At 41.8% G+C, this 16,771-nt stretch carries 12 protein-coding genes and 1 pseudogene; 9 read left to right on the top strand and 4 right to left on the bottom strand.

Annotated features, from left to right (window positions below; genetic code table 11):
• Nucleotides 1-2 precede the first annotated feature (2 nt).
• Entirely contained in the window at nucleotides 3-1,118 is a 1,116-nt protein-coding gene (gene lptF / locus IF202_RS16845; protein WP_328797239.1) for an LPS export ABC transporter permease LptF, read from the bottom strand.
• A gap of 123 nt (nucleotides 1,119-1,241) precedes the next feature.
• Here lptF and IF202_RS16840 point away from each other — a divergent pair, with 123 nt between their 5' ends.
• The 4 genes from IF202_RS16840 (at nucleotide 1,242) to IF202_RS16825 (ending at nucleotide 6,612) form a co-directional block, all read left to right on the top strand.
• On the top strand, nucleotides 1,242-2,702 hold the full coding sequence (locus IF202_RS16840) for a leucyl aminopeptidase (protein WP_191596081.1): 1,461 nt from the start codon (nucleotides 1,242-1,244) through the stop codon (nucleotides 2,700-2,702).
• Nucleotides 2,703-3,014: 312 nt separating this feature from the next.
• Nucleotides 3,015-3,353 (top strand): hypothetical protein, encoded by a 339-nt coding sequence (locus tag IF202_RS16835; RefSeq protein WP_191596080.1) that lies wholly within the window; start codon nucleotides 3,015-3,017, stop codon nucleotides 3,351-3,353.
• 126 nt (nucleotides 3,354-3,479) lie between these two features.
• Nucleotides 3,480-6,263, top strand: a complete 2,784-nt coding sequence (locus IF202_RS16830) for a valine--tRNA ligase (RefSeq protein ID WP_191596079.1) — start codon at nucleotides 3,480-3,482, stop codon at nucleotides 6,261-6,263.
• An 82-nt stretch (nucleotides 6,264-6,345) separates the two neighbouring features.
• Nucleotides 6,346-6,612, top strand: a complete 267-nt coding sequence (locus IF202_RS16825; protein ID WP_191596078.1) for a cold-shock protein — start codon at nucleotides 6,346-6,348, stop codon at nucleotides 6,610-6,612.
• On the opposite strand, the gene IF202_RS16820 is transcribed toward IF202_RS16825, so the two are convergent.
• Nucleotides 6,595-7,017 (bottom strand): CBS domain-containing protein, encoded by a 423-nt coding sequence (locus IF202_RS16820; protein ID WP_191596077.1) that lies wholly within the window; start codon nucleotides 7,015-7,017, stop codon nucleotides 6,595-6,597. The two genes, IF202_RS16825 and IF202_RS16820, sit on opposite strands and share 18 nt — an antisense overlap.
• A 111-nt stretch (nucleotides 7,018-7,128) precedes the next feature.
• Between IF202_RS16820 and tadA the strand changes: the two genes are divergently transcribed.
• A complete protein-coding gene (gene tadA, locus IF202_RS16815; RefSeq protein WP_191596076.1) occupies nucleotides 7,129-7,617 on the top strand; it encodes a tRNA adenosine(34) deaminase TadA in 489 nt (162 codons plus the stop codon).
• A 117-nt stretch (nucleotides 7,618-7,734) separates the two neighbouring features.
• Nucleotides 7,735-11,634, top strand: coding sequence for a phosphoribosylformylglycinamidine synthase (gene purL, locus IF202_RS16810; protein ID WP_191596075.1), 3,900 nt, complete (start codon nucleotides 7,735-7,737; stop codon nucleotides 11,632-11,634).
• 228 nt (nucleotides 11,635-11,862) lie between these two features.
• Here the strand turns inward: purL and IF202_RS16805 are convergent, their stop codons facing one another.
• Nucleotides 11,863-12,483 (bottom strand): nitroreductase family protein, encoded by a 621-nt coding sequence (locus IF202_RS16805; protein ID WP_191596074.1) that lies wholly within the window; start codon nucleotides 12,481-12,483, stop codon nucleotides 11,863-11,865.
• A 167-nt stretch (nucleotides 12,484-12,650) separates the two neighbouring features.
• On the opposite strand from IF202_RS16805, the gene IF202_RS16800 reads away from it, so the two are divergent.
• Nucleotides 12,651-13,580, top strand: coding sequence for a LysR family transcriptional regulator (locus IF202_RS16800; RefSeq protein WP_191596073.1), 930 nt, complete (start codon nucleotides 12,651-12,653; stop codon nucleotides 13,578-13,580).
• Nucleotides 13,581-14,089: 509 nt separating this feature from the next.
• Nucleotides 14,090-14,740: pseudogene (locus tag IF202_RS16795) on the top strand (phosphoribosylformylglycinamidine synthase subunit PurQ); the annotation flags it as partial.
• Nucleotides 14,741-14,802: 62 nt separating this feature from the next.
• Here the strand turns inward: IF202_RS16795 and IF202_RS16790 are convergent.
• On the bottom strand, nucleotides 14,803-15,648 hold the full coding sequence (locus tag IF202_RS16790) for a LysR family transcriptional regulator (protein WP_191596072.1): 846 nt from the start codon (nucleotides 15,646-15,648) through the stop codon (nucleotides 14,803-14,805).
• A 106-nt stretch (nucleotides 15,649-15,754) separates the two neighbouring features.
• On the opposite strand from IF202_RS16790, the gene IF202_RS16785 reads away from it, so the two are divergent.
• On the top strand, nucleotides 15,755-16,618 hold the full coding sequence (locus IF202_RS16785) for an urea carboxylase-associated family protein (RefSeq protein ID WP_191596071.1): 864 nt from the start codon (nucleotides 15,755-15,757) through the stop codon (nucleotides 16,616-16,618).
• The last annotated feature ends 153 nt before the right edge of the window (nucleotides 16,619-16,771 follow it).

The following is a 16,771-nucleotide window of genomic DNA, read 5'->3' as shown; positions in this document are numbered from 1 at the left end:
CGTTACTCGCCTTCGCCGATTTTGGATTGCTTGGCTTTACGGCGTTCAAATAGCTGATTGTATTGCATAAAAAGTATGGCTGCTATGACCATGAATACTCCGTGAATCCACCATAGCCCAAGTTGAATCGGCAGCTTGCTCTTATCTAAACCAGTGCGCCCCCAGATTAATAGCGCGATGTAAAAAATCATTAAAATAATAGCAGGCAACATTTTAAAGAAGCGACCCTGTCTTGGGTTTACTTGACTTAACGACAGACCAATGACCGCAAGAATAGGAATCATAATGACGAGTGATATTCGCCACTGGAGTTCTACCTTGTCAGCTAGTCTAGAGCTTTGTATCAAATTTATGGTGCTCTGTGTGTATGGTTCGTCGATAGCGCTTTGATCTTTGGTTTCCATGCGAACGGCGTACGTATCGAATTGAGTGATGCGGTAGTTTGCCGTTCCTGGTTTGCCCTCGTATCGTGTGCCATTTTTGAATACAAGATAGTTCTGGTTGTTTTCAGACGGTATACGTATTTGTTCTGCGTAAGCGGCAAAGGTTTGTACTGGTACCCGCTTGCCTTTTTTGCCAGTCACATCTGAGAGGAATATTTGATTCATCCAGCCTTCTTCTGGGGTGAAACTATCTATATAGCTAGTTTGCTGTCCTCTACCTTCAAAACGACCTGGCAAGAGTAAATCAAAAGCAGATAATTGGTTTTGTTCTTGTGCTGCCTCTGCCGCTTTATATTCGCTAAGTGGTGCAAGCCAAAAGTTTAGGGTGGCACTGGTTAAGCTCACGATGCTAGCAATACCAAGGGTGTAAGTTGCTACTTTTATTTTGCTAATGCCGCTGGAAAAAAGGACTGACATTTCGTTTTCTATGTAGAGACGTCCAAATGCCAATAATATTGATAAGAAAAACGCTAAGGGTAGAATCATCTGAATGAAACTAGGGATATGGTATCCAAGAATGACAAACAGGAATTCAAATGTCATTTTACCTTCAGTAATACGACCTAGATAAGATGAGAATCGACCACTTATAATCACAAGCAATAGAATTAGCGTTACCCCAGCTGTTGACACAAGCACTTCTTTCGCTAAGTATTTGAATAGTCTCAAGGTCACCTCTGGATGAATGATGCTTTCTTAAAGCGTAGAGTTGATTACATATCTAAAGCCCCCATTATCTCGTGGTAAGAAGGACATTATCCAGTTTTTTTTAAAAGTTATTTATTCGAGGGTTTTTACATGAAAATGGCGTTATTTGATCGCTTCTCCACCGTTCAGGCTGATTTGTTTGTTACTTTTGTTCCTAGTGAAGGTGATTTTTCTGAATCGACGGCTTGGATAGATAGCAGAATTGAAGGGCAATTGTCTCAATTGCGTGAAACTGGTGTTTTTAAAGGTGGCTTGGCACAGACTCTATTGCTGCCGTGTGCATCTCAAGATTTTGCTCAAGCTGTACTGTTAGTTGGTGTTGGTAAAAGTGGTGAGTTGAGTGATATGCAGGCGCGTAAAGTGATTGCTGCTGTTGCCGCTCAAATTAAAGGTTTGCCGTATGCGTCAGTTGCTGTAGCAAGTGCATCGCTTGAATTTAAAAATCGTTCGCAAGCGGATACTGCCTCATTGATAGCGCAATGGCTGAACGAAGGTTTTTATAATTTTCTTGGCTTTAAGAAAGACGATGCGGAAAAAGCAACGAAAGTGGAAACTTTGCTTATTGAAGGCACAGATGAAGCGGCTCTTGCAATCGGTACAGCAACAGCAAACGGTTCTGCTTTTGCGCGACAACTTGGCAATTTGCCGGGTAATGTTTGTACACCAAGTTACTTGGCATCTAAAGCGCAGCATTTGGCGGAAGAATATGCCATTGATGTTGAGTTGCTAGATGAAAACAAAATGGACGAGCTTGGCATGCATTGCTTGTTGTCTGTTGGTCGCGGTAGTGATCAGCCAAGTTACCTGATTGTGATGAATTATCGTGGTGGTGAAGAAGGTGATTCACCTCATGTATTGCTGGGTAAAGGTATCACCTTCGATACTGGTGGTATCTCTTTGAAACCAGGCGCAAAGATGGATGAAATGAAGTACGACATGTGTGGTGCTGCCAGTGTGTTTGGTACGATGAAAGCCATTTGTGAATTGAAACCAAAGCTTAACTTTACAGCGGTTATTGCTGCTGCTGAGAATATGCCAAGCAGCCGTGCGACAAAACCAGGTGATATTGTGAAAACTATGTCTGGTCAAACCGTAGAAATTTTAAATACGGATGCTGAAGGTCGTTTAGTGTTATGTGATGCCTTGTCATATATCGAACGCTTTAATCCTAAATCTGTGGTTGATATTGCTACCTTGACTGGTGCTTGTGTTGTTGCACTAGGCAGTGTGAATTCTGGTATGTATGCAAATAACGATGCTTTGGCGGCTGAACTAAAAGCAGCAAGCCTCACCGCAGCTGATAAAATTTGGCAGATGCCTTTGGATGAAGAATACCAACAGCAACTGGACAGTAATTTCGCGGATATTGCTAATATTGGTGGTCCTGAAGCTGGTTCTGTTACCGCGGCATGCTTCTTGTCTCGCTTTACTGAGTCGTACCCTTGGGCACATTTAGATATTGCTGGTACAGCGTGGTCTGGTGGTGCGAGTAAAGGCGCAAGCGGTCGACCTGTTGCCTTGTTGACACGTTACTTGTTAGCAAAAGCGTAAGTAGCGCTATGTTGTAATGACTTAGTTGCAAGTCATTACAAGGTGATGAAGTTTTTAAAAGCAGTAGCATTTTTTTGTTACTGCTTTTTTATGCCTACTTATTATCGAGAATTTTCACGGCTATTTTTTGTAGGAAAACGAATGTGATCAAGGTGTTATTTTTAGCGAGTATGTTTTGAGTGTTTTACTCCTGCTTATATAGGGTGGACTTTTGAGTTTTTCAGTGCGAAAGTTGAGGGTAATAGATGATTGGTTGAGTAATTATACTTACTTGGCTATTTGTATTTCGCTTTCTTACTATTGGTTTTCCTTATGTCAGATCTAGCCACTCAGCATGATGATGGTGCTCTTGAGCCAGACGAAGAAACTTTGATTTCTGCTTTGCGTAATCAAGATGATATCCCAATTTTAATGGATATCGTTGCTGATCAATTGACCGCTTGTGTGAGTCAAGAAGAGTATTTTTCACAATCTATTGATGGCTCTCATGAGGGTGTAGAAACTCTAAAAACGGATGTGCCTTCATTGTCTTATTCACAAGACTCTATCGCCCAAGCGATCACGGCTGTGCTTGAAAGACGTTTGCCAGAATTGGTTGCCGAAGTAATGCAGGCGCTGAATGCTGACCAAGCTTCGGGAAAAAAGGAGTAGTTTATTGTTCGCCTTGCCTCGATAGACAGCATTAATCCTATACATGTTGTTCTTTATATTGTTATGACACGTTATAATTCCCTAATATTTTAATTGACCGCCACATAAGAGCCTTAAGACACTAAAATGGAAAAGACCTACCAACCTCAAAGTATCGAACAGCCTATTTATCAACGTTGGGAAGAGGGTGGTTATTTCACTCCTCAGGGCAACGGCACTCCTTTTTCTATCATGATCCCACCACCAAATGTCACTGGTAGTTTGCATATGGGGCATGCTTTTCAGCATACCTTGATGGACTCCATTATTCGTCGTGAGAGAATGAAAGGTAGCCGAACGCTATGGCAGCCTGGGTCCGACCATGCAGGTATCGCGACTCAAATGGTTGTTGAGCGTCAATTGGCGGCTCAAAATGTGACTCGTCATGAGTTAGGTCGTGAAAAATTTCTTGAAAAAGTATGGGACTGGAAAGATCAATCTGGCGGTACTATCTCTGATCAGATGCGTGTTTTAGGCGACTCTGTTGCTTGGGATAAAGAGCGCTTTACCATGGACCCTGGCATGTCTGCGGCAGTTCAAGAGGTCTTTGTTCGTTTATATGATGAAGGCGTTATCTACCGTGGTCAGCGTTTAGTAAATTGGGATCCGGTTTTACACACTGCGATTTCAGATCTTGAAGTTATTTCAGAAGAAGAAAATGGCTTTATGTGGTATTTCCGTTATCCATTAGCGGATGGCGTGAAAACGGCAGAAGGAAATAGCTACATTGTGGTAGCAACAACTCGCCCAGAAACTATGTTTGGTGATGCTGCGGTTGCGGTCGCTCCAGATGATGAACGCTTTTCTGATTTGGTGGGTAAAGAGGTTGAATTGCCTCTTGTTGGTCGTCGTATTCCAATTGTTGCGGACGAATATGTAGACAAAGAGTTTGGTACTGGTTGTGTGAAAATCACACCTGCCCATGACTTCAATGACTATGAAGTGGGTAAGCGTCATGACATGCCATTAATTAATATTTTGACGGACGACGCGGCTATCAATGATGTTGCGCCTGAAAAATATCGTGGTATGGATCGATTTGAAGCGCGTAAAGCTGTTATTGCAGACTTTGATGCTTTAGGTTTGTTGGAAAAAGTAGTAGACCACAAGCTGAAAGTGCCGCGTGGTGAACGTGGTAACACAGTAATAGAGCCGTATTTAACAAAGCAATGGTATGTTGCTGTTGAAACCTTAGCGAAACCTGCTATTGAAGCTGTTGAGAATGGTGATATCCAGTTTGTACCAAAACAGTGGGAAAATACTTATTTTTCTTGGATGCGCGACCTCAATGACTGGTGTATTTCGCGTCAGCTTTGGTGGGGGCATCAGATTCCAGCTTGGTACGACGCAGATGGTAAATTCTACGTTGGCAAAGACGAAGCGGAAGTTCGTGCGAAACACGGTCTAGCGGCTGACGTTGAATTAACGCAAGACGAAGACGTTTTAGATACTTGGTTTTCATCTGCGCTTTGGACATTTGCAACGCAAGGTTGGCCAGAAGAGACTCAAGACTTCACTGAGTTTAGTGAGTCTGATGTATTGGTAACCGGTTTCGATATTATCTTTTTCTGGGTTGCCAGAATGATCATGATGACGTTGAAATTTACTGACAAAGTACCTTTTAAAACAGTTTATATTACAGGGCTTATTCGTGACGAACGTGGCGATAAGATGTCCAAATCAAAAGGTAACGTAATCGATCCATTGGATTTGATTAACGGTATTGATATTGAAACTTTGGTTGAAAAGCGTACCTCGGGAATGATGCAGCCACGTTTAGCGGCTAAAGTTGAGAAAAATACGCGCGAAACCTACCCCGAAGGTATTCAGTCTTACGGTACGGACGCTTTACGCTTTACGCTTTGTTCATTAGCGTCTGGTGGTCGTGATATCAAGTTCGACCTTAATCGCTTAGAAGGCTATCGTAATTTCTGTAATAAAATTTGGAATGCTACGCGCTACGTTCTGATGAATACGGAAGATCAAGACTGTGGCCAGAATGGTGCTGAAGTTGAATTGTCTCTTGCTGATAAGTGGATTATCTCTCGTTTGCAGCAAGCTGAAGACACTGTGAATCGTGCTTTTGATACGCATCGTTTTGATTTAGCAGCGCAAGCTTTATATGAATTTATGTGGCATGAGTATTGTGATTGGTACTTAGAGTTATCTAAACCCGTACTTTGGGATGAAAACGCAACGCCAGCTCAATTGATGGGAACGCGCCGTACCTTGGTTCGAGTGTTAGAAGCATTTCTGCGTCTTGCACACCCAATGATGCCTTTTATAACGGAAGAAATTTGGCAGAAGATTATTCCTTTGGCTGGTGTGGAAGGTGAAACAGTGATGTTGGCAGAATACCCAACGGCTGATGACAGTAAAAAAGATACAGAAGCCGAAGCCGATGTAGAATGGCTTAAGGGTGTTATTGAAGGTATTCGTAATATCCGAGGTGAGATGAATATTTCACCTTCTAAGCCATTGCCGATTTTATGCCGTAACGGGTCAGAACAAGATAAAGCTCGTCTTGATGCTAATTTAACCTTCTTACAAACCTTGGCTAAGTTAGATACTGTTACTTGGTTGAATGTTGGTGATGAGGCGCCTATGTCAGCGACAGCTTTGGTTGGAGATATGGAAGTATTGGTACCAATGGCTGGGTTGATCGACAAGGATGCTGAATTAACTCGTTTGCAAAAAGAAATTGATAAAGCATCAAAAGATTTGCAGCGTATTCAAGGCAAGTTATCTAATGACAGCTTCGTAGCGAAAGCGCCAGTTGAAGTTGTTGAAAAAGAACGAGCTAAATGTGATGACTTGCAATTGGCTGTGAGCAAATTAGAAGAGCAAAAACTAAGTATTCAATCTTTGTAAATAAATAGAAGTTAGAAGTCGTTTTCGGCTTCTAACTTCGCGCTTACTTTCAAATAAAAATAAAAAAGAGGCGATTAGAGTAATGAATAGATTAACTGGAACAGTTAAATGGTTTAATGACGCCAAAGGTATGGGGTTCATTAAAAGAGAAGACGATAGCGATGTATTTGTTCATTACAAATCAATCGCGTGTGAAGGCCATAAAACCCTTAGAAAGGGTCAGTCTGTGACGTTTCTTTTATCAGAAACAGACTTTGGTGTTCAGGCACTTGAGGTTAAAGTGGAGAAAGAGGTGTTACTCACGCCTTCTAACGCTATAGGGCAATCTAATTTAAGTAGCGTCTTTTAACATCTTTGAAGCGAATTTCACAAAGTCGATAGGTGTTAAAATGCCAACTAACTTATTGTCCTGAGTAACAGGTAAACTACCGTACTTATGTTCAATGAAGTATTCGGCCGCAACACTCAGTTCTGTGTCAGGGCTGAGTGTTTGCATGTCTTTTGTCATGACATTGGTAATCGGTGTTTGTTGTTCTTTTTTAGACAATTGCTGAGTGCCAAATTGACTGACAAGGTGAAATGCGTGGCGTAAATATTCACGTTGTGTGAGCATGCCTACCCATTCTTCCTTGTCATTTACAATCGGAATGTTTCGAATATGCTTTTCTTGCATCAATGCTTTGGCGGTCGCTAAAGAATCAGTTTCTCGTAGCGTAATTAAGTTGGTGATCATTAGGTCTGCCACTGTTTGCATAAACGAATATCCTTGTGTGTATTCCAATAGTGGGTTTTAGTTTAGAGCGAATTGCATAATAAAGGCAATCATGTATTTAAGGTAGTCTAGCCATCTTGAGGGAAATCGATAATGAATGATCAAAAGTGGATGGAGTTGGCGCTAGAGTTGGCGACTAAGGCTGCATTGGAAAATGAAATTCCAGTAGGGGCGATTGTCGTATTGAACGATGAAGTGATTGGAGAAGGTTATAACTCTCCTATTTCATTATGCGATCCTACGGCCCATGCAGAAATCCAAGCGATTCGTATGGCGTGTAAAGCGACGAACAACTATCGATTACCTGGTGCGACCTTGTATGTTACTTTGGAACCTTGCTCTATGTGTGCTGGCGCGATTATCCATTCTCGAATTGATCGTGTTGTTTATGCAGCCACTGAGCCCAAAAGTGGTGTGGCCGAAAGCCAAGGGCGTTTTTTTGATGCACCTTTTCTGAATCATCAGGTTGATGTTCACTCTGGTGTGTTAGCAGAAGTGGCGTCTTCTCAACTCACTCAATTTTTCCAATATCGTCGCGAGCAAAAAAAGAAGCTTAAGGAATTGGCTAAAAAGCCTATTTAGTCGATTTTTTGCGCTAATTTGTACAAAAAATTGAGACTTTTCTGGCCTCTATTTACCTCATTGATTTAAAATACCCCGGCATTTCCCCCAAAACTACCAAGTGAGGCAACACTAAACATGCTAACCCTGCATGGTTCTGCGGCGCTATCGGCGTTTCGCAAGGCAAAGTTACTAGCCAATATGCAAGCATCTGTCCCATCGGTTGTCGATGTGGATGCTCAATTTCTCCATTTTGTGGAGTTGGTTGATAATCAAACGCTTACGACTGAGCAAGATATTGTTCTGCAGCGAGCTTTAGCCTACGGTCCTAAATCCTCCCAAGTCCGTTCATCTGATCAAAGTGTATTAGTGGTTCCTCGATTAGGAACTATTTCACCTTGGTCATCGAAAGCAACTGATATTCTTCATAATTGCGGATTGTCTTCTGTGTCACGTGTTGAGCGTGGTGTGGAATACTTTATTCATAGCTCGAAAGCCTTGTCGCTTGAAGAGTTGGATCTGTTGTCCACGATTCTGCATGATCGTATGACTGAAAGCGTGCTCCCGGCATTGAGCGATGCAATCAGTATGTTTTTGCATGCAGAACCAGCACCAATGACAAGTGTTGATGTGTTAAGTGGTGGTCGTGCTGCGTTGGTTGAGGCAAATCAAACGCTAGGTTTGGCTCTTGCGGAAGACGAAATTGATTATCTTGTTGAGTCGTTTATTGAATTGGGCCGTAACCCAATTGATATCGAGTTAATGATGTTTGCTCAGGCAAACTCTGAACATTGTCGCCATAAGATTTTTAATGCTTCTTGGACGATTGATGGCGAAGAGCAAGAACGTTCTTTGTTTAAAATGATTAAGAATACCCATGAACATAACCCTGAAGGTACCTTGTCTGCTTATAAAGACAATGCGGCTGTAATGGAAGGTCATTTTGGTGGACGTTTTTATCCGTCACCAGATAACCGTGAATACGATTTCAATCAAGAGCACATTGATATCTTGATGAAGGTTGAAACTCACAATCACCCAACGGCTATTTCACCTTTTTCTGGTGCAGCGACGGGTTCTGGTGGTGAAATTCGCGACGAAGGCGCAACAGGTATTGGCTCTAAACCTAAAGCAGGCTTAAGCGGCTATACCGTATCTGATTTGAAAATCCCTAACTTTGTACAGCCATGGGAAAGTCATTACGGTAAACCTTCACGTATCGTGACACCTTTGGATATCATGATCGAAGGTCCTATTGGTGGCGCGGCGTTTAATAACGAATTTGGTCGTCCAAATCTGTTGGGTTACTTCCGTACTTACGAACAAAAAATTCAAGGTGCTTCTCAAGAAGAAGTGCGTGGTTACCACAAGCCAATCATGTTGGCGGGTGGTTTAGGCAACATTCGCCGTGATCATGTTGAGAAACAGGAAATTAAAGTCGGTGCGAAATTAATCGTACTTGGCGGTCCTGCAATGTTGATTGGTCTTGGTGGTGGTGCCGCGTCTTCTATGGCGTCTGCGGATGGCAATGAAGATCTTGATTTTGCTTCGGTTCAGCGTGGAAATCCAGAAATGGAGCGTCGTTGTCAGGAAGTAATTGACCGTTGTTGGCAGCTTGGTGATAAAAACCCGATCAGTTTCATTCATGATGTGGGTGCTGGTGGCTTGTCTAATGCTTTACCTGAATTAGTAAAGGATGGTGAGCGCGGCGGAAACTTTGACTTACGTAAAGTTCTAAATGATGAACCTGGCATGTCACCTTTAGAAATTTGGTGTAACGAGTCACAAGAGCGCTACGTCATGGCCGTTTCGCCTGATCGTGTTGATGAATTTACTGCGATCTGTGAGCGTGAGCGTTGCCCTTTTGCCATTGTTGGTGATGCAAAAGAAGAGCTTCATTTAGAAGTGGCTGATGGCCACTTCGGCAACAAGCCTGTTGATTTACCAATGTCTGTATTATTCGGTAAAGCACCTAAAATGCACCGTGAAGGAAACAAAGCTGTCATTCTTGGCGATGATTTCACTGCAGTTGATGTAGATCTTGCTGATGCGGCGAAACGCGTTCTAAGTTTGCCAACGGTAGCAAGTAAAAACTTTCTTATTACCATTGGTGATAGAACCATTACTGGAATGGTTGCTCGCGACCAAATGGTTGGGCCTTGGCAGGTTCCTGTTGCAGATGTGGCGGTAACTACATCCTCATTAGAAAGCTATACAGGTGAGGCGATGACCATGGGTGAACGCACACCAATGGCTTTACTTGATGCTCCAGCATCTGGCCGTATGGCAGTTGGTGAAGCGCTAACTAATTTGGCAGCAGCGCAAATTACTAAACGTAATAACATTAAGTTATCTGCAAACTGGATGGCCGCAGCAGGTCATGAAGGTGAAGACGAAAAACTCTACCAAACTGTAAAAGCAGTGGGTATGGAATTGTGCCCAGCATTGGATATTGCGATTCCAGTTGGTAAAGACTCTATGTCAATGAAGACTGTCTGGAAAGAAGATGGCGAAGAAAAAGCTGTTACTTCTCCATTGTCTTTAGTTATTACGGCATTTGCTCCAGTAGCTGATGTACGTAAAACCTTGACGCCTGAATTGAAAAAATCAGTCGATACTCGTTTATTGTTAATCGATTTGGGTGCGGGTCAAAATCGCCTAGGTGGTTCTGTTGTCGCTCAGGTTTATAATAAACTTGGAAAACAAGTGCCTGATGTTGATGATGCTGCCGCTTTGGCTGGTTTCTTTGATACGACACAAATTCTAAATACAGAAGGTAAATTGCTCGCTTATCATGACCGTTCAGACGGTGGTGTGTTTGCAACATTAACGGAAATGTCGTTTGCCAGCCATTTAGGGTTAAATGTCGACCTTGATGCGGTTGCATTAAATCGCGCTCAAGTTGCTCCTGCATTATTTAGTGAAGAGTTAGGTGCGGTTATTCAAGTTAATGAATCTGATGTAACCGGTATTATTGCGGCTTACCAAAAAGTTGGTGTCTCTGTTTTGCCTATTGCGACATTATCTGGTGATGACAGTATTCGTATTCGTCTGGCTGGAGAGGTGCTGCTAGAAGAAACTCGTATTAACTGGCATCGCGTTTGGTCTGAAACAAGCTATCGTATTCAGGCATTACGTGATAATCCTGATTCTGCTCAGCAAGAGTTTGATAGCTTGTTGGATGCAAAAGATCCTGGTTTGTCGGCAGAGCTGACATTTGATATTAATGAAGACATTACCTTGCCTTTTGTTGGATCAAGTAAGAAGCCTAAAATTGCAGTATTACGTGAACAGGGTGTTAATGGTCATGTGGAAATGGCTGCTGCTTTCCATAAAGCCGGTTTTGTACCTGTTGATGTTCATATGAGCGACATTCTTTCTGGTCGAACCAAGCTTGATGAGTTCAATGGATTAGTTGCTTGTGGTGGTTTCTCATACGGTGACGTATTAGGTGCTGGGGAGGGGTGGGCTAAATCTATTCTTTTCAATCCAGTTGCTCGTGATCAATTTGAATCTTTCTTCAAGCGTGAAGATACATTCACTTTAGGTGTGTGTAATGGTTGTCAAATGCTATCAACTCTGCATGAGTTGATTCCTGGTACTGAGCATTGGCCGAAGTTTGTTCGTAATGAATCGGCTCAGTTTGAGGGGCGTCTGGTTCAGGTGGAAGTTCAGAAATCGAACTCTATCTTGTTGGCGGGAATGGAAGGTTCAAGAATGCCAATCGCGGTGGCTCATGGTGAAGGTCAAACGGAATATCGCAATGAAGGTGATATCGCCGCATTGGCGAAATCTGCTCAAATAGCACTTCGCTATGTAGATAACTACGGGCAAGCGACAGAGCGTTATCCGTTTAACCCAAATGGTTCAGCAGAGGGTGTAACAGGGTTAACATCAGAAGATGGTCGAGTGACTATTATGATGCCTCATCCAGAGCGTGTTTATCGTACGGTTCAGCATAGTTGGCACCCAGACGAATGGCAAGAGCAGGCTCCTTGGTTGCGTTTGTTCCAAAATGCGAGAAAATGGTTGGGTTAATAGTGATTTAATGACTGTTTTTTTAAAAGCCTTCTAATCGAAAGATTAGAAGGCTTTTTTGGGTTTTTAATAAGCCGAATTGACGAATGTATTTATGTTGTAGTTTTTTGATCGCTTATTAATCGAATATTATTATTTTAAGAATTTAAGAATTTAAGAATTTAAGAATTTAAGAATTTAAGAATTTAAGAATTTAAGAATTTAAGAATTTAAGAATTTAAGAAAAAGCTACTCAGCATTTGATGGATGAAATTGGTTTTCCATAAGTACTTCAGACAACGGCAGTTGCCCCGCTCTCGGGTAAGCGGCTTTTTCAGCGTGACCAATCGCTATCATCATCGCAATAACATGTTTGTCAGGAAGGCAAATTAATTCCGCGACTTTATCACGATCAAAACCCACCATAGGGCAGGAATCGTAGCCAAGACCTTTCGCTGCTAGCATCATAGTTTGAGCAGCAATGCCACATGAACGCATGGCTTCGTCTCGTTGTGTCTGTTCTTTCTCATGATAAAAATTGTGAATCATTGGCAGTAGCATATCCTGAGTGTCTTTAGGGCTGTTTGCTACGTATCGTTCAGGACGATCCTTCCACGCATTTACATCCGCACATAACACCAATAGTTCAGCAGCTTCAGACACTTGAGCTTGCCCCCAAGCCGCGTCTTTTAGTTTTTCCCTTTGGTCAACGTCCGTCACTCGTATAAAACGCCAGTGTTGAATATTATAAGACGTTGGAGAAAGTAACACCGAATCCATTAACGTTTTAAAATCCATTTCTGACATTTTTTTATTGGTTTGATAATGCTTAACCGCTCGACGTTGCTCAATTGCTTGGAAGATATTCATGCTATTTCCTTACCTTTATTATTTAAGCCCAAGTTTCATTTTTATCACTCTTAAGAAGAGTGATACGCTAAGGAGAACTTTACATTGTTTTCAATTGACTAATAAACCGACTTAAAAGAAACTAATTGTAGAGTTTAATTCAACAGTAATAACTAAGCAGTCATTATATGGACACGTTTTCAGCCATTCCAGTTTTTGTTGCGGTCGTAGAAAATGGCAGTTTTTCAAAAGCGGCAGAACACCTTGGCACCAGTAAATCGGCGGTTAGTAAGCGCATAAGCGTGTTAGAAAATACCTTGGGCGTAAAGCTACTACATCGTACAACGAGAAAACTCAGTTTAACGGAAGCAGGTGAACAGTATTTTCACTATGCGCTTCAGGCAATCACCGCAGCGTCTCAAGGCGTTGATTCGGTGACTCAATTACAAGGTAAGCCTAAGGGAACATTAAAAATCAGTACTCCCATGTCATTTGGTCGCTTGCATTTGGCCCCTCTGGTGACAAGTTTTTTAACCCATTACCCTGACATCAGACTCAATATGTTGATGGATGATAAAAAAATTGATTTAGTAGAAGGTGGTTTTGACATCGCGATTAGAGCAGGAGAAATGCAAGATTCAACATTAATTGCGCGTCGATTAGTTTCTTGCCGGAGTGTTGTTTGTGCCTCTCCTGAGTATATAAAACGGTGTGGAGCGCCGACTTTTCCAGCAGATTTAATGGCCCATAACTGCGTCCGTTTTGCTTACGATTACAACAGTAATGAATGGGTATTTCATCGAAACGACGAAACACACAAAGCCAAGATTGATGGTAACTATCAAGCCAACAACAGTGAAGCATTACAAGAAGCCGCGTTAGCAGGGCTCGGTATCGCTAAAATCCCAACCTTTGTTGTTGGTCAAGATATTATGAAGGGAAGGCTCATTCCTCTTTTAACGGGTTATACTCTCCCGCTGCATCATTTTTATGCCGTATTTCCTGAACGACGTCATTTGCCAGCAAAAGTACGTGTTTTCTTAGACTTTATAATCGAAAAGTTGGAAAGTGATCGTCCGTATTGGGACGTTTATACATCTAATAATGATACTTTTTAATGTTTTTCCTCAGGATGACGATCACCGTAAACCCACTAGCGGGTGTGTCTTCAAGAGCAATACTCCTGAATACAATAGAGACACTTTTTGTACGATTGAAAGGCCTAATCCAGCCCCAAACTCTATTCCTTTACGGTAGAGCCGCTCGACCAATCTTTGCTTTGTTGCGGCATCGACGCGACGGCCATGTCAACTACGGTTAGGATGAATTCCGGATCGGTTTGTTGTACATGCACTTCTATCACACTCTGTGTAGTGGGAAACTTTATCGCATTACTCACTAAATTCTGTAATAACGTGTCTAAATAGCCGGACAACATCGGGTAAATTCATTTTTCAGATTCTTTCTGTGGACAAAACCGCATGATATCCACTGTTTTAGTCCATGCCAGTGGCATCAGCTCTGCAAGAAACTATCGGGTTTCTTTTAATACATGACTATCTTGGTAAGTCTTCTCCACCGTCTTATTTGCCAAACGCGCGAGTGTTAGTAATTGGGCCACAATTCTGGTTTATCGACAGAGCTGACATTTGATATTAATGAAGACATTACATTGCCTTTTGTTGGATCAAGTAAGAGGCCTAAAATTGCAGTATTACGTGAACAGGGTGTTAATGGTCATGTGGAAATGGCTGCTGCTTTCCATAAAGTCGGTTTTGTACCCGTTGATGATCATATGAGCGACATTCTTTCTGGTCGAACCAAGCTTGATGAGTTCAATGGATTAGTTGCTTGTGGTGGTTTCTCATACGGTGACGTATTAGGTGCTGGGGAGGGGTGGGCTAAATCTATTCTTTTCAATCCAGTTGCTCGTGATCAATTTGAATCTTTCTTCAAGCGTGAAGATACATTCACTTTAGGTGTGTGTAATGGTTGTCAAATGCTATCAACTCTGCATGAGTTGATTCCTGGTACTGAGCATTGGCCGAAGTTTGTTCGTAATGAATCGGCTCAGTTTGAGGGGCGTCTGGTTCAGGTGGAAGTTCAGAAATCGAACTCTATCTTGTTGGCGGGAATGGAAGGTTCAAGAATGCCAATCATGATGCCTCATCCAGAGCGTGTTTATCGTACGGTTCAACATAGTTGGCACCCAGACGAATGGCAAGAGCAGGCTCCTTGGTTGCGCTTGTTCCAAAATGCGAGAAAATGGTTGGGTTGATAGTTAGCTAACGACTGTTTTTAAAAGGCCTCCTAAACGAAAGATTAGAAGGCCTTTTTGTTTCAAGTAAGGTACTTAGCTAATGTATTGATACTGGAGTGAGCGTACTTATTTTGTTCAATGGCATAGTAGTGACCGATATTACTTTTCTTAGTAGAAAGTGCGATTAGTGTTCCGTTCTTTAAATCTTCTTGAATGAGCGCTTCTGGACATAGAGCAACCCCTTGCGCTGCGATAGTGGCCATTTTTAAGAGGTGAAAATCTTCATAGATAAGTTGAGTTGGTTTATTCAAAGTAAGGCCTTGAAGAGCAAACCAATTTCTCCAGCCTTCTTCTGTGTGGTCGTGTAATAAGTCTGTTTCTAATAAATCTTTACTGGAAAAAACGTGCTGTTGATTCATGTAAATTGGGCTGCATACAGGGATCGTTTCACCAGACAAAATTTTTGAACGTATATAAGGTGTAGGGCCTTCTTTTTCGTGACTTCCTATGCGCAAGCTGTGTTCATCCAAATAGTCTGGAGATGAAGAGTGATATTTAATAACAAGTTCATAATTAGGGTGTGCTTCCTTAAATTTTAATAATCGAGGAAGTAGCCAGAATTCTATTAATGACGGTAGGCAATAAAGAGTGATCGTATTGTGAATGGTGTTTTTTGGTTCAGATAGTATTTGGTCGATATGATCGAAAGAAGCAGACAGTTCCGAGGATAATCGCTTTCCTTCTGGTGTCGTTTTAAGTTGTCTGCCTGATTTATAAAATAAGGTGTAGCCCAATTGTGCTTCTAAGCGCTTAATTTGATGGCTTACAGCAGATTCTGTTAAATGCAGGTGATCCGCAGTGTGTTTTAAGCTTTGGAAGCGAACGACGAGATGAAACGTGTGTAAAGCGGTATATGGGTGTCCCATTATGAACTCTCATTAATTTTTGTCATGTATTTTTAAATAATGTCATTTTATTTGAGTTTCCACTTTAACTACCCTAAGTCAAATATTAAATAAACTGGAGTTAGTGATGAGTAATGTGGAAGCCGCGTACAGAGCAGGTCCTGGGTCAAAATTAGCTGTAGATAAGGCATTCTATAGTTCTTTAAAAGAGGGTGCTGTTAAGCGAACATTGGTTAATACTATTAAAGTCTCTATGCGTTCAGGAGAGGCTTGGGAAGTTCCAGCTGGGCATGTTTTCCGTATTCGTGTGTCTGAAGGGCCACAGGTAGGGGATTTCAATATGTGGAATAAACATGATCCTCGTGAACGTATGTGGGCATCTCGTACTCGTCAATTGCAAAGTGCTCATGTTAGTACCTATGATCGCCTTTGGTCGACCTTGCCATTTCTTCGCCCAATGGCAACGATAATAGACGACACTCTTGCTGATTACGGTCAGGATGCTGAGGGCGGTAGAGTTCATGATTTATTGGGAACGCGTTGCGATCCTTACGTTAATAAACTCTTAACTGGTGAGGATTTCGATTTTCACTGTCATTCAAACCTAGTTAGAGCCGTAATTCCTTTTGGCTTGACTGAATTTGATGTGCATGATGTTTTGAATGTTTTTCAGTGTACTGGTCTTAATGATGAAGATAAGTATTTCATGAAAGCTTGCCCTGCAAAGAAAGGAGATTATTTAGAGTTTTTTGCAGAGATGGATCTATTGTGTGCTTTATCGTGCTGCCCTGGTGGAGATTTGTCTGTTGATTTGTGGGGCCCTGACGCAAAAGATCCACTATCTACTTGTCACCCTTTAGAAGTGGAGATATATAAATTAGAGCCTTCATCCTTAGAGGGTTGGGAGGAGCCGAAAAGCTCCGGTTATGCAGGTAGGCATGGTCTTAGTTCTCCTAATGTAGATTGGAGTAGTATTAAAAAAGAGCTTTAATGATTAATTGTTGATGGGTAAGTGATCGATTTAGTCTTTTTGTTGTTTGTTAATTGATCGATCCTTACTCTTTTACGAATTAAACGCTATTAATTGGTCTTTTTTCGTTAAAAGGGTTGCACAAAATCTGTAGATCCTTAATATACGCCCTCG

Source organism: Marinomonas colpomeniae (assembly GCF_014803385.1).
GTDB classification, from domain to species: domain Bacteria; phylum Pseudomonadota; class Gammaproteobacteria; order Pseudomonadales; family Marinomonadaceae; genus Marinomonas; species Marinomonas colpomeniae.
Note: the sequence above shows the minus strand (reverse complement) of the source record. Positions and strands in the feature narration are given on the sequence as shown.

Bases quoted from the DNA above. Each gene is read 5' to 3' on its own strand.
- IF202_RS16835 (WP_191596080.1), top strand. From the start codon at position 3,015: ATGTCAGATCTAGCCACTCAGCATGATGATGGTGCTCTTGAGCCAGAC.
- IF202_RS16830 (WP_191596079.1), top strand. From the start codon at position 3,480: ATGGAAAAGACCTACCAACCTCAAAGTATCGAACAGCCTATTTATCAA.
- tadA (WP_191596076.1), top strand. From the start codon at position 7,129: ATGAATGATCAAAAGTGGATGGAGTTGGCGCTAGAGTTGGCGACTAAG.
- IF202_RS16805 (WP_191596074.1), bottom strand. From the start codon at position 12,483: ATGAATATCTTCCAAGCAATTGAGCAACGTCGAGCGGTTAAGCATTAT.
- IF202_RS16800 (WP_191596073.1), top strand. From the start codon at position 12,651: ATGGACACGTTTTCAGCCATTCCAGTTTTTGTTGCGGTCGTAGAAAAT.
- IF202_RS16820 (WP_191596077.1), bottom strand. From the start codon at position 7,017: ATGCAAACAGTGGCAGACCTAATGATCACCAACTTAATTACGCTACGA.
- IF202_RS16785 (WP_191596071.1), top strand. From the start codon at position 15,755: ATGAGTAATGTGGAAGCCGCGTACAGAGCAGGTCCTGGGTCAAAATTA.
- IF202_RS16825 (WP_191596078.1), top strand. From the start codon at position 6,346: ATGAATAGATTAACTGGAACAGTTAAATGGTTTAATGACGCCAAAGGT.
- IF202_RS16840 (WP_191596081.1), top strand. From the start codon at position 1,242: ATGAAAATGGCGTTATTTGATCGCTTCTCCACCGTTCAGGCTGATTTG.
- IF202_RS16790 (WP_191596072.1), bottom strand. From the start codon at position 15,648: ATGGGACACCCATATACCGCTTTACACACGTTTCATCTCGTCGTTCGC.
- purL (WP_191596075.1), top strand. From the start codon at position 7,735: ATGCTAACCCTGCATGGTTCTGCGGCGCTATCGGCGTTTCGCAAGGCA.